General features: G+C 60.7%; 20 protein-coding genes. 5 read left to right on the forward strand and 15 right to left on the reverse strand.

Annotation, left to right across the window (positions count from 1 at the left end; translation table 11 throughout):
• Positions 1 to 70: 70 nt before the first annotated feature.
• Both N1037_01820 and pncB read left to right on the forward strand, forming a co-directional pair.
• Positions 71 to 2,347 (forward strand): ATP-binding protein, encoded by a 2,277-nt coding sequence (locus N1037_01820; GenBank protein ID UWS79783.1) that lies wholly within the window; start codon positions 71 to 73, stop codon positions 2,345 to 2,347.
• A gap of 119 nt (positions 2,348 to 2,466) precedes the next feature.
• On the forward strand, positions 2,467 to 3,756 hold the full coding sequence (gene pncB / locus N1037_01825) for a nicotinate phosphoribosyltransferase (protein UWS79784.1): 1,290 nt from the start codon (positions 2,467 to 2,469) through the stop codon (positions 3,754 to 3,756).
• A 132-nt stretch (positions 3,757 to 3,888) separates the two neighbouring features.
• Here pncB and N1037_01830 read toward each other — a convergent pair whose 3' ends face one another.
• From N1037_01830 to N1037_01860, 7 genes are all read right to left on the reverse strand, one after another.
• Positions 3,889 to 5,361: an aldehyde dehydrogenase family protein gene (locus N1037_01830; GenBank protein UWS81291.1), complete on the reverse strand. Its 1,473-nt coding sequence runs from the start codon at positions 5,359 to 5,361 to the stop codon at positions 3,889 to 3,891.
• Between the two features lie 22 nt (positions 5,362 to 5,383).
• Positions 5,384 to 5,857 carry a GNAT family N-acetyltransferase gene (locus tag N1037_01835; protein UWS81292.1) on the reverse strand — a complete coding sequence of 158 codons (474 nt, stop codon included), beginning with the start codon at positions 5,855 to 5,857 and terminating at the stop codon, positions 5,384 to 5,386.
• Positions 5,854 to 7,446 (reverse strand): dipeptide ABC transporter ATP-binding protein, encoded by a 1,593-nt coding sequence (locus tag N1037_01840; GenBank protein UWS79785.1) that lies wholly within the window; start codon positions 7,444 to 7,446, stop codon positions 5,854 to 5,856. Before N1037_01840 ends, N1037_01835 begins: the two co-directional genes overlap by 4 nt.
• A complete protein-coding gene (locus N1037_01845; protein ID UWS79786.1) occupies positions 7,446 to 8,258 on the reverse strand; it encodes an ABC transporter permease in 813 nt (270 codons plus the stop codon). The genes N1037_01840 and N1037_01845 overlap by 1 nt, the downstream gene beginning before the upstream one ends.
• Positions 8,255 to 9,202 (reverse strand): ABC transporter permease, encoded by a 948-nt coding sequence (locus N1037_01850; GenBank protein ID UWS79787.1) that lies wholly within the window; start codon positions 9,200 to 9,202, stop codon positions 8,255 to 8,257. The genes N1037_01845 and N1037_01850 overlap by 4 nt, the downstream gene beginning before the upstream one ends.
• A 5-nt stretch (positions 9,203 to 9,207) precedes the next feature.
• On the reverse strand, positions 9,208 to 9,624 hold the full coding sequence (locus tag N1037_01855) for a cupin domain-containing protein (GenBank protein UWS79788.1): 417 nt from the start codon (positions 9,622 to 9,624) through the stop codon (positions 9,208 to 9,210).
• 70 nt (positions 9,625 to 9,694) lie between these two features.
• Entirely contained in the window at positions 9,695 to 11,173 is a 1,479-nt protein-coding gene (locus N1037_01860; GenBank protein UWS79789.1) for an ABC transporter substrate-binding protein, read from the reverse strand.
• Between the two features lie 164 nt (positions 11,174 to 11,337).
• Here N1037_01860 and panB point away from each other — a divergent pair, with 164 nt between their 5' ends.
• From panB to glpK, 3 genes are all read left to right on the forward strand, one after another.
• The gene (panB, locus tag N1037_01865; GenBank protein UWS79790.1) at positions 11,338 to 12,171 is read left to right on the forward strand and encodes a 3-methyl-2-oxobutanoate hydroxymethyltransferase; all 834 of its coding nucleotides are present in this window, start codon (positions 11,338 to 11,340) and stop codon (positions 12,169 to 12,171) included.
• An 8-nt stretch (positions 12,172 to 12,179) separates the two neighbouring features.
• Entirely contained in the window at positions 12,180 to 13,022 is an 843-nt protein-coding gene (gene panC / locus N1037_01870; protein ID UWS79791.1) for a pantoate--beta-alanine ligase, read from the forward strand.
• A gap of 115 nt (positions 13,023 to 13,137) precedes the next feature.
• Positions 13,138 to 14,622, forward strand: a complete 1,485-nt coding sequence (glpK, locus tag N1037_01875) for a glycerol kinase GlpK (GenBank protein ID UWS79792.1) — start codon at positions 13,138 to 13,140, stop codon at positions 14,620 to 14,622.
• A 251-nt stretch (positions 14,623 to 14,873) separates the two neighbouring features.
• Here the strand turns inward: glpK and N1037_01880 are convergent, their stop codons facing one another.
• The 8 genes from N1037_01880 to N1037_01915 form a co-directional block, all read right to left on the reverse strand.
• A complete protein-coding gene (locus N1037_01880) occupies positions 14,874 to 16,133 on the reverse strand; it encodes a flavin-dependent oxidoreductase (protein UWS79793.1) in 1,260 nt (419 codons plus the stop codon).
• A 113-nt stretch (positions 16,134 to 16,246) separates the two neighbouring features.
• Positions 16,247 to 16,789, reverse strand: a complete 543-nt coding sequence (gene idi / locus N1037_01885; protein ID UWS79794.1) for an isopentenyl-diphosphate Delta-isomerase — start codon at positions 16,787 to 16,789, stop codon at positions 16,247 to 16,249.
• A 186-nt stretch (positions 16,790 to 16,975) separates the two neighbouring features.
• A complete protein-coding gene (locus tag N1037_01890; protein ID UWS79795.1) occupies positions 16,976 to 17,440 on the reverse strand; it encodes a c-type cytochrome in 465 nt (154 codons plus the stop codon).
• An 88-nt stretch (positions 17,441 to 17,528) separates the two neighbouring features.
• Entirely contained in the window at positions 17,529 to 18,560 is a 1,032-nt protein-coding gene (locus tag N1037_01895) for a P1 family peptidase (GenBank protein UWS79796.1), read from the reverse strand.
• A 190-nt stretch (positions 18,561 to 18,750) separates the two neighbouring features.
• The gene (locus N1037_01900; protein UWS79797.1) at positions 18,751 to 19,104 is read right to left on the reverse strand and encodes a cupin domain-containing protein; all 354 of its coding nucleotides are present in this window, start codon (positions 19,102 to 19,104) and stop codon (positions 18,751 to 18,753) included.
• Entirely contained in the window at positions 19,101 to 19,847 is a 747-nt protein-coding gene (locus N1037_01905) for an SDR family oxidoreductase (GenBank protein UWS79798.1), read from the reverse strand. The genes N1037_01900 and N1037_01905 overlap by 4 nt, the downstream gene beginning before the upstream one ends.
• 67 nt (positions 19,848 to 19,914) lie before the next feature.
• Entirely contained in the window at positions 19,915 to 20,334 is a 420-nt protein-coding gene (arfB, locus tag N1037_01910; GenBank protein UWS79799.1) for an alternative ribosome rescue aminoacyl-tRNA hydrolase ArfB, read from the reverse strand.
• 91 nt (positions 20,335 to 20,425) lie between these two features.
• Positions 20,426 to 21,049 carry a queuosine precursor transporter gene (locus tag N1037_01915; GenBank protein UWS79800.1) on the reverse strand — a complete coding sequence of 208 codons (624 nt, stop codon included), beginning with the start codon at positions 21,047 to 21,049 and terminating at the stop codon, positions 20,426 to 20,428.
• Positions 21,050 to 21,170 lie beyond the last annotated feature (121 nt).

Below are 21,170 nucleotides of genomic sequence, written 5' to 3' on the forward strand. Positions count from 1 at the left end.
ACGGGTCTTTAGGAGTTTGAAAGAGTGGGGAGGCAATATTTGGCTGATTGCGCGGAGGCAACAGCACAGAATGACGACCCAAGGAAAGTCTGGCGAAGAAGAGCCTCGTATCAGCTCGCTGGCCCAACACCACGAGCGATATAGCCAGGACGGGTTGTTCCGGCGCTATGTGCGTGGTCAGGTGAGGATTTTTTGGCCACGTTTGGCCTTTATTGCGCTGGTGTCTCTGATGATGGTGGTGTTTGCCTCAATCGTGGCCGGGCTGGTTGCATTTTTGGTCGCCGGTACAGTCGAGGTGATAGATGGCACATTCATGCGCTATGCCCAGCGAAAGCTGAAGGCTGGGGCTCCCAGCCGGGGATTGCGTCGCATCAGCGCGGTTACTGGCTTTCTGCAGAGCTGTGGCATGTTTCTCAGTACAGCGAGCCCCTATTGGGTGGGTTCGCTGATTGGCGAAACCAATCTGGCAGAAATAGATCCGCTTTTTGCAATTAGTGTTTTGGCGGGGGCAGCGATAAATGCGGGCCTGCTGATGCCCTACAATAGGCTGGCAACTGTGGCCCGTCTGAGCGTCTATATGCTGGCGCCCTATGTTTTGATGTTCAGTGGTGACAACGTTCTCAGCCAAATGGAATTTCAACTACGTCTCGGCGGATTGCTGATACTCGATGGGACGCTGTTTTGGTATCTGCATTTTGTTAACCGCAGCTTTTCGCGCACCCGCAGCATGTTGTTGACCCAGGCCTTGCAGCAGCAGGAGCTGGAGGGCGCCTATCAGCGCTTGCTGGAGCAGCAGGTCGAGGCAAAGCGGCTGGCCTTGGTGGCACGCCATGCAAATGACAGTGTTCTTCTCATAGATGAAAACAACAAGGTAAAATGGGTGAACGAGGCCTTCACCCGGCTGACGGGATACGGCTTTGATGAAATTCTGGACCGAGAGCCTGGTGACTTGCTGAACCATCCAGACACCGATCCAGACGCGCTTGATCAAATCCTCGAGGGGCGGCGCAAGGCGCGACCTTTCAGGATGGAGATTCTGAACCGCCACAAGGATGGGCGGGATATCTGGCTGGAAACCAACCAGGTTCCCATACGGGGCGAGCAGGGTGGAGAGATGTCCTACATCGCCATCGAGCGTGACATAACAGCGGCCAAACAAAACGCCCAGCAGCTCGAAGAAGCCCGCCAGGCAGCCGAAGAAGGGAGCCGTGCCAAATCGGATTTCCTGGCCACCATGAGCCACGAAATCCGCACTCCGATGAATGGGGTCATTGGTATGGCACAGCTGCTGGAAGAAACCGATCTGGATACCGATCAAAAGCTCTATGCCAACACGATTCTCAGCTCAGCCAAAACCTTGTTGGCACTGATCAACGACATCTTGGATCTGTCAAAGCTGGACGCAGGGCAGATTTCGATCAACCCCTGTGATTTTGACCTGCACCAATGCATTGACGAGACAATTCGATTGCTGCGTACCCAGGCCGAAGCCAAGGGGCTGACCCTGGATGTTGAGCGTGATGCCGATTTACCCCGCTACCTCAATGGCGACGATCACCGGCTGCGCCAAATTTTGAATAATCTGGTGGGCAATGCGATCAAGTTCACTGAACAGGGCCGGGTCAAGGTCACGGTCGAAGCAGAGCCAACATCCGGCGGTGGGGTATTGCTGAACTGTTCAATTATTGACACCGGCATCGGCATCCCAAAAGAAATGCTTACGGGCATTTTTGAGCGTTTCTCGCAGGCTGATGCGGCCATCAGTCGCCGTTTTGGCGGCTCAGGGCTTGGCCTGGCCATCTCCAGGCGCTTGGCCGAGGCCATGGATGGGCGCATCACCGTAACCTCGGAAATCGGGACCGGATCATGTTTCACCCTGGCCCTGCCTTTTGGCCTGGCCAGCGCTGCGGACATCACAGTGGCGCCAGTGCCAGAGCGGACAGGGGACACTGATGGATTGTCTGGGCTGCGGGTGCTGGTGGCCGAAGACAACCGGGTCAACCGGTTGTTGATACAGAAGTTCCTGAAACAGACAGATCTGGAGCTGGAGTTTGCCCATGATGGCGCTGAGGCGGTAGACAAGGTCAAATCGTTCGAGCCGGATATCATCCTGATGGATGTTAGCATGCCGGTCATGGACGGATTGGAGGCGACGCGGATCATTCGCTCTTGGGGCCAGCCGCAACCGGCGATCATCGCCTTGACCGCAAATGCATTTGATACCGATCGTGAGGTCTGTCTGGCCGCTGGCATGAATGAATTTGTCACCAAGCCGATTTCCAGAACCCAGCTTTTGGAGGTTCTGGCCAGCTTTGCGCAAGCCCACCGGGTGCAAATGACAGGGTGACTGCGACTGGCTGACCAGGCCTGGGGGATCGTCACCGGAAACCCTTGGGGCCGGCCTTGCCTTGCTCTGGCTTGCTGCCTGTCCTATCAAGTCGTGACCCAACTTGCATGAGGCCGCCGGTGGATATCGCAACCCGCGTTTACAATCATAAATGGAAGATCGACCCGATCATCCGTTCCTTGATTGATACAGATTTTTACAAACTGCTGATGTGTCAGTCAGTCTTTCGCAATAAACCGCAGACCGAGGTGACATTCTCGTTGATCAACCGGTCAACCTCGGTGCCGCTGGCGCATCTGATCGACGAGGGAGAGCTGCGCGAGCAGTTGGATCATATCCGTTCTTTGTCGCTGTCCCGTGGCGAAAGCACCTGGCTGCGCGGCAATACCTTTTATGGCAAGCGCCAGATGTTTCGCCCGGACTTTATGGAGTGGTTCGAAAACCTGCGCCTGCCCGCCTATCATCTGGAACGCGTCGGTGATCAGTATGAGCTGACCTTTGAAGGCAAATGGCACGAGGTCATGCTCTGGGAGATTTCAGCCCTGGCGGTGCTGATGGAGCTGCGCTCGCGGGCGGTTCTGAATGACATGGGCCGGTTTGAACTGCAGGTGCTTTATGCCCGCGCCATGACGCGGGTCTGGGAAAAGATCGAGCGCCTGCGCGATATCGACGGGTTGAGCATTGCCGATTTTGGCACCCGCCGCCGCCATGGATTCCTCTGGCAGGACTGGTGCGTGCAGGCGATGCGCGAAGGGCTGGGAAGCAAATTCACCGGCACCTCGAACTGTCTGATCGCCATGCGGCGCGAGGTCGAAGCCATTGGCACCAATGCCCATGAGCTGCCGATGGTCTATTCGGCTTTGGCAGCGGATGATGCAGCTTTGGCCCGTGCGCCCTATGATGTGTTGTCAGACTGGCATGAGGAACATGACGGTAATCTGCGCATCATCCTGCCCGATACCTATGGCACCCAGGGGTTTCTGGATCACGCGCCGGACTGGCTGGCGGGCTGGACCGGGATCCGTATCGACAGCGGTGATCCAGCCGCATGGGCGGAGGTGGCGATCAAATGGTGGCAGGAGCGCGGCGAAGATCCGCTGCAAAAGCGGGTGATTTTCTCAGATGGGTTGGACGTCGATAAAATCGCCGAGCTGCACGGGAAATTTGCGGGGCGGACGAAAGTCTCTTTTGGTTGGGGCACCCTGCTGACCAATGATTTTCGCGGCCTGGTCCCCGATGATGGGTTGGCCCCCTTCTCGCTGGTGTGCAAAGCGATCTCCGCCAATGGAAAACCAACGGTAAAATTGTCGGATAACCCGGAAAAAGCCATGGGGTCGGCGGATGAAATCGCCCGCTATAAACGCGTGTTTGGGATTGGAGAACAGGACCATATCGACGTGATCGTCTAGTCGCCCTGTATTGAGTGGTGTTCACCGCGCTTGCGCGCGGTGATGTCTCCGGCGGGAATTGTTGGGAGAAGGTGAAAGCGGCGGATTGCTCATTCCTTCTCCCAAACGAGTGATACTGGCTTGGTTTAGGGGTCAGCCGTGATGGGCCGCCACTGTTTTCAGCTGGGAAAACCCATAAAGCGCCTCAAAGCCTTTTTCGCGGCCGTGGCCGGATTTTCCAACGCCACCAAAGGGCAGTTCAGCACCGCCGCCAGCGCCGTAGTTGTTCAGAAATACCTGACCGGCCCGCAGCTTCTTGGCCAGACGCATCTGCCGCGCCCCATCACGGGTCCAGACGCTGGCAACCAGGCCAAATTCGGTGCCATTGGCAATTGCCAGGGCCTCTTCTTCGGTATCAAAGGGGATCAGAACCTGAACCGGGCCAAAGATCTCCTGCTGTGCCAGCGCATGGTCCGCAGGGACATCGGCAAAAAGCGTCGGTCGCACATAGGCACCCGTTGCAGGGGCACTGTCCACTATCTGCCCCTGTCCGGCAATTTCAAGATCAGCCCCCTTGGCAAGAAAGCCTTCGACAATGTCTTTTTGCCGGTTCGAGATCAGTGGCCCAAGCCGCAGGTCGTCAGCAGCCGGGCCTACGGTCAGGTCGCCATAGGCGGCGGACATGCGCGCCTTGACTGTGTCATAGACCCCCCGTTGAACCAGAATACGCGAGGAGGCAGAGCAGGTCTGGCCACCGTTCTGAATGCCGGCATTGACCAGAAACGGCAGGGCGGCGTCCAGATCGGCATCGTCAAACACCAGTTGCGGTGACTTGCCGCCCAACTCCAAGGTCACTGGCACCACGTTCTTGCCTGCGGCCTGTTGCACCAGCGCCCCCGTGGCCACCGACCCAGTAAAGGAGATGTGATGCACCTGTGGATGGGCGGTCAATGCCGCGCCGGCTTCGGCACCGATGCCCGGAACCACATTCAGCGCCCCGGCGGGCAGACCGGCCTCCTGGGCGATATGGGCAAAGGCAAGCGCTGTCAGGCAGGCCTCCTCGGCGGGTTTCAGCACGCAGGCATTGCCCATGGTCAGGGCGGCGCCAACCGAGCGGCCGATAATTTGCATCGGATAGTTCCAGGGCACGATATGGCCCGTCACCCCATGGGGTTCGCGCAGGGTGTAAACCGTGTACCCGTCCAGATAGGGAATGGTTTCGCCATGCACCTTATCGGCGGCACCTCCGTAGAATTCGCAATAGCGCGCCAGCGCCACGGCATCTGCGCGCGCCTGTGTCAGGGGCTTGCCAACGTCGCGCACTTCCAGCGCGGCCAGTTCATCGACCCGCTCCAGCACCAGTTGGCCAATACGGGTCAGGATGCGGCCCCGCTCCAGCGCGGTCATCCGGCCCCAGTCGCCCGCCAGCGCGGCCTCGGCTGCCGCAACGGCGGCATCAATATCAGCGGCCCCGCCTCGGGCGATCTGGCACAGGTTCGACCCATCCGAAGGATCCACCAGCGCCAGCGTTTCGCCAGAGCAGGCAGGCGTCCAGACGCCACCAATCAGGCAGAGACTTGGGTCGAACCAAATTGGGGTTGCGTCAGCTGTTTTTGTGTCTGGCATAACGGAGGCTGGGATCTGCGAGTTAGGCATTATTGGGTCCTGCAATATCAAATGTGTAGCTTTTGGTCTGATGTTCGGTGAAGGGCGCGCCGGTTTGCAGAGCGCTGAGGCCGGGCACCAGGCTAAGACAGGTGCCCCAAAAGGCAGCAGCCTGTGGGGAACCTTCTGAAATGCCCATGCGCCAGCGTCCGGGAAACTCCTGCAGGATCAGGCTGGCGGCCTCTTGCCCGTGGCCCTGACGGCGATACTGCGGCACTATCATGAACTCTGACAGCTCGCGGCGGTCATCCGGCAGGTTCAGCACCAGGGCAAACCCAATGCGGGCTGCGGCGTGATGCAGCCAAAAGGCAGTGACGTCCTTGCGGTTCAACATCTGCTCCGCCCGCTTGACCGGATCAATCGGCGCGCCGGGCGCCACCTCGTGGAAATAGGGCGCCAGAACCGAGGCAAAGACTGTTTGCTCTCGGGGCAGGATCAAGGACAGTGAGACCACTATGCCGCCCCCTGTGCAAGGTCTGGCAGCTGTGGCGCCGCGGCGATCAGCGCGCGGGTATAGGGGTGTTTGGGCTCGGCAAAGATTTCTTCGGTCGGGGCGGCCTCGACAATCTCGCCTTTCTGCATCACCAGACAGCGGTCGGTGATGGTGCGCACAACACTCAGGTCATGGCTGATGAACAGATAGCTGAGGCCATAAGCCTCACAAAGCTCTGCCAGCAGATCCAGGATCTGCGCCCGCACCGAAACATCCAGCGCCGAGACGGCCTCATCAAACAAGATCAGCTCGGGACGGGTGATGAGCGCGCGGGCAATGGCGATGCGCTGGCGCTGGCCACCGGAGAACTGATGCACATATTTTTGGGCATCTTCCGGCTGCAGCCCAACCGCGCGCAGGGTCTCGGCAATGAGATCGCTGCGGGCCGAGCCTGTGGGCGGATCGGTCAGGGTGTAAAAGGGTTCGGTGATCAGCCGATCAACCCGGTGACGCGGGTTGAAACTGCCAAAGGGATCCTGAAACACCACCTGCATGCGGCGGCGGATTTCCGGATTCTGGGTGGTGGTGATCGCCATGCCATCCAGGCTGATGTCACCGCCCTGCAGCGGCTCTAGCCCCAAAATGGCCCGTGTTAGGGTCGATTTCCCACAGCCCGACTCCCCCACCAGCCCCAGGCGTTCCCCCCGGTAAAGGGTAAAGGAGACATCTTTGACGGCGCGAAAATACTCGGGCTTTGCAAACAGGCTTTTGCGGGGCAGCGGATAGTCCCGTACCGCACCCTTGATTTCTAGCAGCGGGCTTGGCGCTGGGGGCTCTGGCAGGGTCACCTGATGGTTGGAGGCTGCAAACAACATCTTGGTGTAGGGATGCTGCATATTGTGCAAAAGCTCCTGGGTGGTGCCGGTTTCCACCACCTCCCCATGGCGCATGACCACGATGCGATCGGCCAGATCGGCCACCACCGCCAGGTCGTGGGTGATGATCATCAACCCCATGTCAAATTCCCGCACCAGGTCACGCAGCAGCTCCAGAATTTGCGCCTGAGTGGTGACATCCAGCGCCGTGGTGGGTTCATCGGCGATCAGCAGCTTGGGGCGCAGGGCAATGGCCATGGCGATGACCACCCGTTGCCTTTGCCCCCCTGACAGCTCGTGTGGGAAGCGGCCAAGCGGGAAGCGATCCGCCGGCAGGCCAACCCGGTCGAGCAATTCGCGGGCCCGGGCGTGGGCCTGATCCGGCGGCAGGGCCTTGTGAATCAGGATGGTTTCCATCACCTGGTCGCCGATGGTTTTGACCGGGTTCAGCGCCGTCATTGGTTCCTGAAACACCATGCCGATGCTGTGCCCCCGCAACCCGCACATCTGGGCCTCGCTCTGGCTTAGCAGGTTGGTGCCGGACAGGGTGATCTGACCCGAGGTGGTCGCAGTATCCGGCAGCAAGCCCATGACGGTAAAAGCGGTCAGGGATTTGCCAGAGCCGCTTTCGCCGGTGATGGCGACAATTTCGCCAGCCTGCACCGACAAGGAGACCTCTTTGAGGATCTTATGGGTGCCGATCCGCAGCGAAAGGTTGGAGATATCAAGCAAGGTCATCAGCGTGCCAGCCTCAGTTTGGGGTCCAGCCAGTCACGCAGGCCGTCTCCCATCAGGTTGAGCCCCAGCACGGTGATCACAATGGCAGAGCCGGGAATAAGGGCGAGGTGCGGGGCAAAGCTCACCATGGTTTGGGCATCCGCCAGCATGCGGCCCCAGCTGGGGGTGGGCGGTTGCGCGCCAAGCCCGACATAGGACAGGCCAGCCTCGGCCAGAATGCCAAGCGAGAACTGAATGGTGCCCTGCACGATCAGCAGGTTGGCGATATTGGGCAGGATATGTTCGCCGGAAATGCGCGCCGCCCCCTTGCCCGAGACCCGCGCGGCCAGGATGAACTCACGTTCCCAAAGGGACAGGGCCGCGCCCCGGGTGATGCGGGCAAAGACCGGGATGTTAAAGATGCCGATGGCGGCGATGGCATTGATGGCGCCGGCGCCAAAGATGGCGGTGATCAGGATGGCAATGACCAAGGACGGGAAGGCAAAGACCAGATCATTGGCCCGCATGATGATTTCATCCAGCCAGCTGCCCTTGTTGGCGGCGGCGGCCAGCCCCAGGGGCACGCCCAGCCCCATGCCGATGCCGACAGCGACCAGGGCCACGGCGATCGAGGTCCGCGCCCCGACCATGATCATCGAGAAGATGTCGCGCCCAAAGTGATCGGTGCCCAGCCAGTGGGTGCCATTGGGCTGTTGCAGCTTGGCCGGGATATCCATCGCCGTATGATCAAAGGGCGTCCAGATAAACGAGACCAAAGCCGCCAATACCACGAGCGAAGAGAGCAGACAGCCCAGGAATAGATTACGGCTCATGTGCGGCTCCTCAGACGGGGGTCGACCAGCGCATAGGCTAGATCAACCAGAAAATTCACCGTGATCACGGCAAAGACCAGGATCATCACCACGGATTCCACCACGATCAGATCGCGTGAGGAAATTGCCTGAAACACCAGCCGCCCCAGACCCGGCAGGAAAAACACCTGTTCGATGATGATGGCGCCGGCCAGCAAAAAGGAAAACTGCAGCCCAATGATGGTCAGCACCGGGATCATCGCGTTGCGCAGGCCATGACGCCACAGCGCCTGCCGGCGGGTCAGGCCTTTGGCACGGGCGGTGCGCATGAAATCTTCGCCCAGGATATCCAACAGGGAAGAGCGCATGACGCGGGCCAGAATCGCCGCCTGCGGCAGCGCCAGGGCGATGGCGGGCAGGGTCAACGAGTGGATGGCGGCGCCAAAGCCTTTGTCCCAGCCAGCAAAGCCGCCGGCGCCAAACCAGCGCAGGTTGATGGCAAAGATCAGCACCAGGATCATGGCAAACCAGAAATTGGGCACCGCGACTCCCAACTGAGTGGCCCCCATCACCGCCATGTCCCCGGCCTTGCCGCGACGAGCGGCGGCATAGATCCCGGCAGGAAAGGCGATCAGCGTCGATAGCGCCAGGGCATAAAGCGCCAGCGGCAGCGACACCCACAGGCGATCGGCAATCATCCCCGCAACGGGGGTGCGATAGGTATAGGACATGCCAAAGTCACCACTCAGCAGCCCACCCACCCAGGCGAGGTAGCGCTGCAGTTTGCTCTGGTCCAAACCCAGTTCGGTTCGCAGGGCGGCAACGGTTTCGGGCTCGGCATTGATGCCAAGCATAAAGGAGGCGGGGTCTCCTGGCGCAATTTCGATGACGAAAAAGATAACCAGCGAGGCGACTGCGAGGCTGATCACCAGCGACAGGCCGCGTTTCAAAGCATAACGAATCATAGGGGTCAGTAGGTGCTCTCAGGGCTGCGCAGATAGTCTGCGTCAGTAACATGTTCCAGCCAGTCGGCGGCCGAGCCATCCTGCTCTTCCTGCAGGGCCAGATGCACCATGGCGGTTTCTGGTGCGGCGCCGTGCCAGTGTTCCACGCCGGGCGGGATCCAGATGGTATCGCCGGGGCGCATGTGTTGCGGGGCGCGGTCACGCAGTCCAACCAGGCCCAAGCCGCTGATGATCTGCAATGTTTGTCCCAGGGGATGGCTGTGCCAGGCGGTGCGCGCAGCCGGGGCAAAGCTCACCCGCAGGGCATTGATCCGGGCGGGGGCAGGGGCAGCAATGATCGGATCCATCCAGACTTCTCCGGTGAACCATTGGGCCGGGGCTTTGCGGCTGGGTCGACTGCCCGCGGGGTAGATATCAATCATTGGCCTGGTCCTGAAATATTGAGGCCTGTCGGGCGCCAGAAATGCGGCGCCCGGCAGGGGAACGGGTGGCTTAGTCAGCCCAGCTTACGGCGGTCAGGTCGATGGCTTGGGTCGGCGCATTGGCCCAAAGCCCCTGTAGATCGGCCTTGGCCACGCTGAGAGAGGCCATCTGGAACAGGTATCCGTTCACATAGTCATTTGCGATGGTTTCCTGCGCCTGCTTGAGCATCGCCATGCGCTGATCGGGATCTGTGGTTGCGTTCAGGCTGGTCATCAGCTCCTGGAATTCAGGATTGTCATACTGAAAGTAGTAGTCCGGGCGGGCATAGATGCCGATGTCCATTGGCTCGGTATGGCTGACGATGGTGAGGCCAAAATCCTTGCCGCGGAATACGGTTTCCAGCCACTGGGCCCATTCCACATTGATGATTTCGGCCTCGATGCCAACCTGTGCCAGCTGGGCGGCGACGATTTCGCCACCGCGACGGGCATAGGAGGGGGGCGGCAGGTGCAGGGTGGTTTTAAAGCCATCTGCAAGGCCGGCCTCGGCCAGCAGCGCCTTGGCGCGTTCCGGATCATAGGCGGACTGGCCGGTCAGATCGACATAGGCGGGGTGATGGGGGGCAAAATGGCTGCCGATTGGGGTGCCATAGCCAAACATGGCGCCGTCGATGATCGCCTGACGGTCAATCGCATGCGCCAGCGCTTGCCGCACGCGGATATCGTCAAAGGGCGCTTTCAGGTTATTGGTCGACAGGATGGTTTCCCCCTCGGTCGACCCGACCAGGACCTGAAAACGCGGGTCTGCATCAAACTGCGGCAGGTTTTCCGGCGCCGGGAAGGCGGAAAAGGCATCTAGATCTTCGGCCATGACCGCTGCAAAGGCGGCGGTGGGATCGGAAATGAACTTGAAGGTGGCACCGTCGAGCACTGCCGGGGTGCCCCAGTAGTCGGCGTTCTTTTCCAGGGAGATGCTGTCGCCCTGCACCCAGCCGGAGAACTTGAAGGCGCCGGTACCAACAGGGGCGGTTTTGATGTCATCGATGCTTTCAGGGGCAACGATAACCGCGTCTCCCCAGGCCAGGTTGAACAGCATGTTGCCGTTGGCTTTGCTCAGGGTGACTTTGACCGTGGCGGGGTCGACGACATCCACGCTGGCGATATCGGCAAACAGGGCCTTTTGCGCGTTGGTGCTGTCCTCGGCGCGGGCGCGATCCAACGAGAACTTCACGTCCTCGGCATCCATTGTGGTGCCGTCATGGAAGGTGACACCCTGGTTCAGATGAAACGTATAGCTCAGCCCGTCAGCGGAGATCTCCCAGCTTTTGGCCAGGCCAGGCACCACAGAGCCATCGCCCATGAACCGGGTCAGCCCTTCAAAGACGTTGGAATACAGCACCTGATCAATCGCCCCGGCGGCGGCGCTGGTGGGGTCCAGATGTGGTGGTTCCAGCTGCATCCCGATGGTGACGGAATCCTTGGCAAAGGCAGTGCCAGCCATGAGGGCCAGTGTTGAACTGGCGGCAAAAACGATTGATCTGAATGTCATTTCTCAATTCCCTAGTTGCGTCTGATCCCCTGTCGCCGGGGGTCTTGGAACGCAGGTTTCCCGTTTTCTGCCGGGTAATCAAGGGGTGCGAGACATTTCGCCCACTGGAGGTGCGTCGCGTAAGTTGCTAGGCGTGCGAAAGCCGCACCAAACCGGGAAAAAACATGAGCGCGACCTCACAAACCTCTGCCATCACCGCGAGCGATATCCTTGCTCAGAAGGGAAAAGCGCCGATTGTCAGCCTGACCGCCTATACCACGCCGATGGCGCAGATGATGGATCAACATTGTGACTTTGTTTTAGTCGGTGACAGCGTTGGCATGGTTCTGCACGGGCTTTCTTCGACGCTGGGCGTCACCATGGAGATGATGATTCTACATGGCGCGGCGGTTGCGCGTGGTCTGTCGCGTGCCATGTTGGTTATCGACATGCCTTTTGGCTCCTACGAGGAAAGCCCCGATCAGGCCTTTCGCAATGCGGCCCGCTTGATGCGGGAAACCAATGCGGCGGCGGTCAAGCTGGAGGGCGGTGTCGAGATGGCTGCGACCATCCGGTTTCTGGTGGCGCGCGGCATTCCGGTGATGGCCCATGTGGGGCTGACGCCGCAGTCGATCAACACTCTGGGCGGCTATAAGGTGCAGGGGCGCGACGCCGCTGGGGCCGCCGTGCTGGCGGGGGCGCAGGCCGTGGCCGAGGCGGGCGCCTTTGCCGTGGTGCTGGAGAAAGTGCCCCAGAGCCTGGCGGATGAGATCACCGCCGCCGTTGCCATTCCCACCATTGGTATAGGAGCCTCCGCAGGATGCGATGGTCAGGTTCTGGTGGTGGATGACATGCTGGGGCTGTTCACCGCCTTTAAGCCAAAGTTCGTCAAACGCTATGGCACGCTGGGCGTCGATGCCGAAGCCGCAATCGCCGCCTATGCAGCCGAGGTGCGCGCCCGCGCCTTCCCTGCTGCTGAACATGTCTTTGCTGACCAGACAGCACCTGCAAAAGGGTAACAGTTGCCATGACCGCTCCGATTATTCGCCAGCTCGCCGCGTTGCGGGCCAAACATAGTGACTGGATTCGCGCCGGTGAACGCGTCGCCGTGGTGCCCACCATGGGGGCGCTCCATGCGGGGCATCTGTCCCTGGTGGAGGCCGCCAAGGCCGCCTGCGACCGGGTGATCGTGACGATCTTTGTCAATCCCAAGCAGTTCAACAACCCCGAAGATCTGGCCAATTACCCGCGCACCGAACATGACGATGCCACCAAGCTGGCCCCCTACGGGGTTGACGTGATCTATGTGCCGGACCCGGATCAGATCTACCCGGATGGTTTTGCCAGCACGGTTTCGGTGGCTGGGGTGGCCGATCAGATGGAGGGGGCCTGTCGCCCTGGTCATTTTGACGGGGTCGCCACGGTGGTGGCCAAGCTGTTTTTGCAGACCGGTGCCCATCAGGCGTTTTTTGGCGAAAAGGATTATCAGCAGCTTTTGGTTGTCCGGCGCATGGCGCGGGACCTTGATATCCCAATCCAGGTGGTCGGCTGTCCAACCGTGCGCGAGGCCTCAGGCCTGGCGATGTCCTCACGCAATATGCGGCTCTCGGCTGCGGGTACGGCCCAGGCCGGGGCGCTGCATCCGATCCTGACCAAACTGGCGACGGCGCTGGCTGCTGGGGGTAATTTTACCCCTCTGGGCACGGCAGCGGAGGCGGCGATCCTGGCAGCGGGCTTTGACGAGGTGGAATACCTGTCGCTGTGCTGCGCAGAAGACCTGAGCGCTCTGGACAGGGCCGACCGCCCGGCGCGGCTTTTTGTGGCGGCCTGGCTGGAAGGGGTGCGCCTGATTGACAATGTCGCCGTCTAGGGAGCTGCGCCTGCGCCTCAGCAGTTTCGGCAACTAAAGCTTTAAGAGGGACTGGCAGCGGTAACATCTTGCGGCTAAAGTCCCGCCCTGAGGAGATCCATCACAGGGGCGGGACATGAAATATATTCTGGCAATCGATCAGGGCACCACGTCAACACGGGCGGTGTTGTTTGACGGCGACATGCAGGCCGTGGGCACAGCGCAGCAGGAGTTCCCCCAGTATTTCCCCAAGGCGGGCTGGGTTGAACATGATCTGGATGAGATCTGGGATTCGGTTGTTGCAACCTGTCGCCAGGTTCTGGCGGAAACAGGGATCACAGCTGGGGATCTGGCAGGCATCGGCATTACCAACCAGCGCGAAACCACGGCGGTGTGGGACAAGGCGACAGGTGCGCCACTCCACCGGGCCATCGTCTGGCAGGATCGCCGCACAGTTGAGATCTGCGAGGCTTTGCGCGGTGGTGGCCATGAGGATATGATCCGCCACAAGACCGGCCTGCTGCTGGACCCCTATTTTTCCGGCACCAAGGCCAGCTGGATCCTGGATCAGAACCCAGAGGCCCGCGATCGCGCCGCGCGCGGGGAGCTGCTGTTTGGCACCATCGACAGCTTTTTGATCTGGCGGCTGACGGGCGGCGCCTCCCATGTGACCGATGCCACCAATGCGTCACGCACCATGCTCTATGACATTCGCGAAGGGGCCTGGAGCGAAGAGATCTGCGGCCTGCTGCAGGTGCCCATGGCGATGCTGCCGGAGGTGAAGGACTGCGCGGCAGATTTTGGCATCACGGTGCCTGAGATTCTGGGCGAGGCAGTGCCTATTCTGGGCGTTGCCGGCGACCAGCAGGCGGCGGGTATTGGCCAGGCCTGTTTTGCGCCGGGGATGATGAAATCCACCTATGGAACCGGGTGTTTTGCGCTGCTGAACACGGGCGAAACACCGGTTGTGTCGCACAATCGTCTGCTGACCACCGTGGCCTATCAGCTGGGCGGCAAGCCCACCTATGCGCTGGAGGGGTCCATCTTTATTGCTGGCGCTGCGGTGCAGTGGCTGCGGGATGGATTGGGGCTGCTTGAGGATGCGGCCCAGTCTGGGGCATTGGCCCGGCAGGCGGACCCCGAACAGGATGTGCTGTTGGTGCCCGCCTTTACCGGGCTGGGCGCGCCCTATTGGCAACCCGAATGTCGCGGCGCGGTCTTTGGTCTGACACGGGGCACTGGCCCAGCTGAAATGGCCCGCGCGGCGCTGCAAAGCGTGGCCTATCAGACGCGGGACCTGTGGGAGGCGATGCGGGCCGACTGGCCGGAAGAAACCCATGTGACCCTGCGGGTTGATGGCGGCATGAGCGCCAGTGACTGGACGATGCAAAGCCTGTCGGACCTGTTGGGGGCCGCTGTGGATCGTCCCAAGATGCAGGAGACAACAGTTCTGGGGGCTGGCTGGCTTGCCGGTATGCAGGCCGGGATCTACCCGGATCAGGCCGGTTTTGCTGCAACCTGGGCGCTGGATCGCAAATTCACGCCTCAAATGGCCCCAGCGCAGCGCGACGCGGCCTATGGCCGCTGGCAACGGGCGGTGCAGGCCGTCATTGGCGTTTAAGAAAATCGTTTGCTGCCCTGTATCAGCTACACAATTTTCGGATCACCAAGGGGCAAGGGGGGCTCCCGCCCCCGCGGGTCATCGGCTGGCGCCGAAAGCCCCTGGCGGTGTTGGGCCCGGCGCCGCGCTGTCGCGCGGCGCGGTTGCGATAGCTGCAGCAGAAGTGGCAGAGCGCCCGCCGTGCGTCAGCACGGCGCTGGGCCCAACGGGAAGAGGGCCCAAAGGGCCTGATGACGGGCGGGAGCCCCCCGTTAGCTGCTCAGCCGTGCCCCAGCTTTGATCGTTGCCGGACGGGCATTCAGTTCCTCTATCGAAAAGCCTGCGATGGATTTGTAGCGCGCAGCATGGGCGGCAAGCTCGGCCTGTGGGATGACCTCATTGATACTGGAAAAATCGCCACCGCAGAGATCTTCGACCTGCTGCAACACCCCATCCGGCCCCTTGCCGGCGCGGTTGGTCTTGCCGATGCCTGTTGCCAGGGGGCGCACCTCTGCCTCAAAGGCGGCAAGCGCGTCTGAGGTGAGGCCATGGGACAGGAAAGATGCGCCGATGATCCGCGCGTCAATGATGGCCTGACTGGCGCCGTTGGAGCCAACAGGATAGGTCGGATGCGCGGCGTCTCCCATCAAGGTCACGGCGCCAAAACTCCATTGTGGCAGCGGGTCGCGATCCACCATGGGATATTCATAGACCACCTCGGCTCCGCGAATGAGGCCAGGCACATCAATCCAGTCAAACTGCCAGTCTTCGAACTCGGCAACAAAGTCATCGATATCGGCGGCGCGGTTCCAGTCCTCTTTCTTCCAGGGCGCGGAAGGGTCAAAGCTTTTCTCCGCGATCCAGTTGAGGGTGGCGCGCCCATCAGCGTCGGGGCGGGAGATCGGATAGGCCACCATGCGCAGGCTGTCGTGACCGATCATCGCCATGGAGGCCTCGCCCTTCCAGGGGGTGCCCTGGGTGGTGGCGCGCCACAGGATCCGGCCATTCCAGATAGGCGCGCCTTCTTCGGGGTACATCTGCGCGCGCAGGGCGGAATGAATGCCGTCTGCTGCAATAACCAGCGTACCGCTTTGACGAGACCCGTCCGCAAACAGCAGATCTGCACCGGACGCAGTCTGTTCAAACCCCACGGCGCGCGCATCGGTGGTGATGCAGTCGGCACCCGCCCGTTCCACCAGTGCCTGGTACAGCATCATTTGCAAGGCGCCGCGATGGACCGAGTACTGCGGCCAGGCGTAGCCCGCCTCAAGCCCGCGCGGCTCTTCCCAGATTGTCTTGCCGAGTTTTGAATAAAACCCCAGCTGCCGGGTGCGGATGCCGATCTCTTCCAGCTCCGCTTCCAGGCCAAGGTCAAACAGTTCGCGTACGGCGTTGGGCTGCAGGTTGATACCAACCCCCATGGGGCGCAGTTCAGCGGCGGCTTCGTAGATGTGAAACGGCACCCCAATCTGATGCAGCGTCAAACCCAGGCTAAGCCCGGCGATACCGCCACCGGCAATAAGAACTGACATGATATCTGTGCCTCCCAATATTTGACGGCACAGAACCATAGAGCCTGGTTAAAGGGCAAGGGGAAACAAGCCGGATCACGGCCGGCATCTGGGGCAAAATGGCGCGCTCAGGATCAGGTTTTGGAGGCGATGATCAGATCGGGGCCAAAGATGATATCGGCGTATTTGTGCAGGTAAATCTTTAGCCAGGGGGTGAAACGTTCCGGGTGACGCTGCACCTCTGCCAACAGGTCATGGTAGTCCATCCAGCGGGTCTCCATCACCTCATCGGGGTTGGCAACCGGAGCCAGTGGCCGGTGCGCATGGGCGAGAAACACATCCACCACCTCATGTTCCACCATCCCATGGCCCACATCGGCCCGATATTCCAACTGATGGCGAAACTCAGGGTACAGCCCTCTGATGCCCAGCTCTTGTTGCATCCGCCGGACCGCGCAGGCCGAGGAGCTTTCCTCCCACATGGGATGGGTGCAGCAGGTATTGGCCCAGAGCCCAGGCGTGTGATATTTCCCCAGGGCGCGGCGTTGCATCAGAATTTTGACTCCCTTGACCACAAACACCGAGACAGCCTTGTGCTTGAGCCCCTGTTCATGCGCCAGGAGCTTTTCTACCGGTGTCAGTTCGCCGTTCACCCAGGCCGGGATCAAATGGGGCATTCCGAATCCGTAATCAGTGTGCCGCCATCACGCAGCCTGCAATGGCTAACGCGGGTCGCAGAGCAAAGCAACTACGCGAAAGGCCGCGCCCCTGCGGTCGCGGCCTTTGATGCCTAAGTTTCAGGCAGTCAGATCTGGCCCCGGCCCGCCACAGCGGGCCAAAAGGCCTGATACACAAGCGGCAGATTACTCGGAGGCCGCGTCCTCGCTGGCTGCGGCATCTTCGGCTGGCTCTTCGGCGGCCGGGCTGAACTGGGCCAGGAAGGCATAGATGTCTTCGGCACCTTTTTTCAGCTTGTACGACATTTTTGACTTGGCCTTGCCATCGTCCAGGTGCTCGCGCAGGAAGCCACGGGGATCTTGGGTATAGGCCTCAAAGCTAGCAAGATCCCAGACCAGACCACCTTCGCCGGCGGCAACCAGATCCTTGCCGTATCTAAACCCTTCGTAGGTGCCCGCCGTGCGGCCAACAACACCCCAAAGATTCGGGCCGGTTTTGCCACCCTTGACGATTTTCTCGCCAGTGTCAGAGACAATGGTGTGGCAGGATTTGCATTTGTTAAAGGCCTTTTCGCCTTTGGCAGCGTCGCCTTCGGCGAAAGCAGGTGCGGCCAGAAGGCCAAGAATGGCTGCGGTTAGGATAGGTTTCATAGGCTTGCTCCGGTTTGAGTTGGCTTTGATAGAATACGGCGCTTGTTGGCGCTGAGTGTCAACGGGCGAATCTGCCGCATCTGAGGTTTCAGGTTTGGGTGGGGCTCCAGCAGGGCAGCAGGTCATTTTCCGCTGGTGTGGCGCAGTAGATCGCCCGTGCAATGGCGCGACTGAGACAGAGCGCGGCAGCATGACCGATCTCGCCCAGCTCAGCCTCCGCAGAGGCGAGTGTCCGGCCGCCAGTGCTGGCGGCAAAGACCAGGTCGCCATCCCCCGGCGCATGGGCCGGAACGGTGGCTCGGCCAATACCGTCATGGGCCGCAGTGGCCATGCGCTGGCATTCAGCCTTGGTCAGGGCGGCATCGGTGGCGACGATGGCAATGGTGGTATTGCCACGCTCCGAGGGCAGGTCGTTATCGGCCGCAAGAGCGCGCATGGCCTGCATTTTGCGACTGTCGAGACTGCGTCCCAGCCCCACTGCGCTGTCAGGGCCGAGGCCGCCAAATTCTCCGTCGACCTCAAAAGGTGCGGCCCAGAAATGGCGATCTCCGGGGGTGGTGACGCTGCCCATCGGATTGGCAGCAACCAGCGCGCCAACAGTCACGCCACTGTCCAGCACAAAAGAGGCAGAGCCAAGCCCGCCTTTGACCATCGCGGTCAGGGCGCCGGTGCCAGCCCCATGGGAGCCAAGGGAGAAATCGCTTGAGACATCCTCAAAAGCGGCGCGACCCAAGGCGCGATAGGGGTTGTCCTGCCAGTCCTTGTCGCCGCCGTTCAGCAGGTCAAACAGGATGGCGCCGGGCACCAGTGGAATGAGTGCAGGCCCCAGGGTAAAGCCACGCCCCTGATCGCGCAGCCCGTCCACGACACCGGAACAGGCATCCAGCCCAAAGGCAGACCCGCCCGACAGCACCAGGGCGTCGATCTTGGCCACGGATTTATCAGGTGCCAGCAGATCTGTTTCGCGGGTGCCCGGCGCGCCCCCCATGACATGCACCGAGGCGGTCAGTGGTTCGCTTGCCAGCAAAACCGTGGTGCCGGATTTCAGCGCCGCATCACTGGCATTGCCGACCATGAGGCCAGGGACATCGGTGATCAGGTTTTTGGGTCCAGGTTTCATGGTGCCAGATGACCTGAGGTGTTGTTGCCAGAGGCCTGGTTTCCTGAGGGATGCATCATCTTATGATCTCCTGTTCCAAGGCAAAGGGCGGGGCAAAATCCCTCCCTTTTTAGATGCTATTTTGATTGGGTCTTTGATCCGGCGCAAACAGGCTGCGCCGGCTTTCAGGGATCTGCTGTGCGCTGTGGCGCTAGATCCGGTTTTTGGCGGCCGCTGTGCTGGCATCGCCGGAGTTTGGCTCGCCCTTGGGTTCGATCAGCAAAACCTTGCATTCCGCCTCGGCCCGGGGGCGGTGGGTGACGCCCTTGGGCACCACAAACAGCTCCCCGGCTTTGACGACATGCGCCGCGCCACCTTCGATCTCCATCACCATCTCGCCCTCTAACACCAGGAAGAAATCATCGGTGTCTTCGTGCAGATGAAAGGGAAAGGCGCCTTGGAATTTGACCACCATGATTTCGTTGTCATTGTAGTCGGCAATGACCTTGGGATCCCAATGGCTGTCAAACAGCGCCAGTTTTTCTGCCAGGTTGATGGTCTTCATATACAGCGGCCGCCGTCGACTTCCATGGCGACGCCTGTCACCATGCTGGCCTCGTCAGAGCACAGATAGCAGGCGGCATTTCCCATGTCCTCGGGGGTGGAAAAACGCCCGATGGGGATGGTGGACAGGAATTTGGCGCGCACTTCCGGGGTGTCTTCGCCCATGAAGGACTGCAACAAAGGTGTCTCGCCAGCCACTGGGTTGATGGCATTGACGCGGATGCCCTTGGGGGCCAGTTCAACCGCCATGGTCTTGGTCGCGGTGATCATCCAGCCCTTGGAGGCATTGTACCAGTTGAGGTTTGCCCGGGGGGAGACCCCGGCGGTGGAGGCCACGTTGAGGATGGCGCCGCTGCCATTGGTTTTCATATGCGGCACCAGGGCGCGGGCGGTTAGATAGACCGATTTCATGTTCACATTGTACACCCGGTCAAAGTCTTCCTCGCTCACCTCGTCCAGCGGTGTGGGCAGATGGGTGACCCCGGCGTTGTTGATCAGAATATCGACCTTGCCAAAACCGGCAATCGCGGCCTCGGCCATGGCCTTCACAGAGGCCGCATTGGCAACATCGACCTGCTGGGCCAGCGCCGCGTCGCCGCGTTCGGCGGCCAACGCAGAGGCGCTGTCACCATTGATGTCAGCAATCATCACCCTAGCCCCTTCGGCCAGGAATTTATCAACGATGCCAAGGCCAAAGCCAGAAGCGCCGCCAGTCACAATGGCGCATTTTCCTGCAAGCCGCATAATGCTCTCCTTCAAATCCATTTGCGGCAAACATGGCCAAGGTGACGGCCGGGTGCAATCGCTAGGATTACTCTGGAGTGATTTTTCCGCGCATTGATTTGACTGCGCTACGCTGTTTCTTGCTGTCAAGCCGTCGTTTCACCGATCCGCGCGTTGGTTTGGTCGCTATACGACGTTTTGGCGCCACCAGGGCCTTGCGGATGAGCTCGGCCAGGCGGTCCCGAACCAGCTCGCGGTTGCGCAGTTGCGAGCGGGTCTCGTCGCATTGCATCAGAATCGCGCCCTCTTTGGTCCAGCGTCGACCTGCGAGACGTTTGAGTCGGGATTTCACCGCCGGGGTGAGCGCAGGGCTGCGGGCGGCCTCGAACCGCAGCTCGACTGCGGTGGCCACCTTGTTGACGTTCTGCCCGCCGGGCCCCGAGGCGCGCATGAAGCTCTCGGACAGTTCCCAGTCCTGCAGCGCTATATCATTTGTGATATGCAACATGGGGCGGATGTAACGTGGTTGGCGAAAATGGAAAAGGCCGCAGTCCGCTGGACCACGGCCTTTTGCCGAGACTGTTGTATTGGCGTGTGCCTTAGGCGGGCTTTGCCGTCAGGTGGGTGACGATCATGCGGAAGGGCACCAGCGCCAGCAGTGCCAGCGAAAGTTTCACCAGCCAGTCAGCCAGGGCCAGAGAAACCCACAGCGGCGCCATGGGGCCTGCGCCCAAAAGCGGCAGCATTTCACCAGCCCAGGAGACGTCATTGGCCGGTTCGATCCAGGTCAGCGCGCCGGAAAAGGCGATGGTAAAGAAGATGACGGTATCCACCGAGGAGCCCACAAGCGTGGAGGCCAGCGGCGCGCGCCACCATTTGCCGCTCCGCAGGGCGGCAAAGATCGACACGTCGAGCAGCTGCGCCGTGAGGAAGGCAAGTCCAGAGCCAAGCGCGATGCGCAGGGTCACAAGCGGGCCAAACTCGCCCATGATCTGGGTGCCAATGAGCGAGCAGACAACGCCCACCACAAAGCCCACAAAGACCACACGACGGGCAGGCCCGGCGCCATAGACGCGGTTCATCACATCAGTGATGAGAAAGGCAATTGGATAGGTAAAGGCGCCCCAGGTCAGCCATTGGCCAAACAGGAATTGCACCAGGATATTGGAGGCCACCACAACGGCAGCCATGGCAAGAATGCCAGGTAGATGAGAACGATTCATTTTTCAGTTCCGTTTTTTATACAAGGTCGCGGCGACTTGTTCCGCAGCTTGTGCGGAAGACGGGCTCACCTAGCTGTGTTGCAGCCGTTTGGCAAGTGTTTTGCCAATTGCGACGCGCGCA

The organism is Phaeobacter sp. G2, assembly GCA_025163595.1.
In the GTDB taxonomy this organism is placed as follows: Bacteria; Pseudomonadota; Alphaproteobacteria; order Rhodobacterales; family Rhodobacteraceae; genus Pseudophaeobacter.

Coding starts and splice junctions, on each gene's coding strand:
- N1037_01850 (UWS79787.1), bottom strand. CDS start 9,202: ATGATTCGTTATGCTTTGAAACGCGGCCTGTCGCTGGTGATCAGCCTC.
- panC (UWS79791.1), top strand. CDS start 12,180: ATGACCGCTCCGATTATTCGCCAGCTCGCCGCGTTGCGGGCCAAACAT.
- N1037_01880 (UWS79793.1), bottom strand. CDS start 16,133: ATGTCAGTTCTTATTGCCGGTGGCGGTATCGCCGGGCTTAGCCTGGGT.
- N1037_01845 (UWS79786.1), bottom strand. CDS start 8,258: ATGAGCCGTAATCTATTCCTGGGCTGTCTGCTCTCTTCGCTCGTGGTA.
- panB (UWS79790.1), top strand. CDS start 11,338: ATGAGCGCGACCTCACAAACCTCTGCCATCACCGCGAGCGATATCCTT.
- N1037_01900 (UWS79797.1), bottom strand. CDS start 19,104: ATGAAGACCATCAACCTGGCAGAAAAACTGGCGCTGTTTGACAGCCAT.
- N1037_01890 (UWS79795.1), bottom strand. CDS start 17,440: ATGAAACCTATCCTAACCGCAGCCATTCTTGGCCTTCTGGCCGCACCT.
- glpK (UWS79792.1), top strand. CDS start 13,138: ATGAAATATATTCTGGCAATCGATCAGGGCACCACGTCAACACGGGCG.
- N1037_01855 (UWS79788.1), bottom strand. CDS start 9,624: ATGATTGATATCTACCCCGCGGGCAGTCGACCCAGCCGCAAAGCCCCG.
- N1037_01895 (UWS79796.1), bottom strand. CDS start 18,560: ATGAAACCTGGACCCAAAAACCTGATCACCGATGTCCCTGGCCTCATG.
- N1037_01820 (UWS79783.1), top strand. CDS start 71: ATGACGACCCAAGGAAAGTCTGGCGAAGAAGAGCCTCGTATCAGCTCG.
- idi (UWS79794.1), bottom strand. CDS start 16,789: ATGCCCCATTTGATCCCGGCCTGGGTGAACGGCGAACTGACACCGGTA.
- N1037_01840 (UWS79785.1), bottom strand. CDS start 7,446: ATGACCTTGCTTGATATCTCCAACCTTTCGCTGCGGATCGGCACCCAT.
- N1037_01860 (UWS79789.1), bottom strand. CDS start 11,173: ATGACATTCAGATCAATCGTTTTTGCCGCCAGTTCAACACTGGCCCTC.
- N1037_01830 (UWS81291.1), bottom strand. CDS start 5,361: ATGCCAGACACAAAAACAGCTGACGCAACCCCAATTTGGTTCGACCCA.
- N1037_01915 (UWS79800.1), bottom strand. CDS start 21,049: ATGAATCGTTCTCATCTACCTGGCATTCTTGCCATGGCTGCCGTTGTG.
- N1037_01905 (UWS79798.1), bottom strand. CDS start 19,847: ATGCGGCTTGCAGGAAAATGCGCCATTGTGACTGGCGGCGCTTCTGGC.
- arfB (UWS79799.1), bottom strand. CDS start 20,334: ATGTTGCATATCACAAATGATATAGCGCTGCAGGACTGGGAACTGTCC.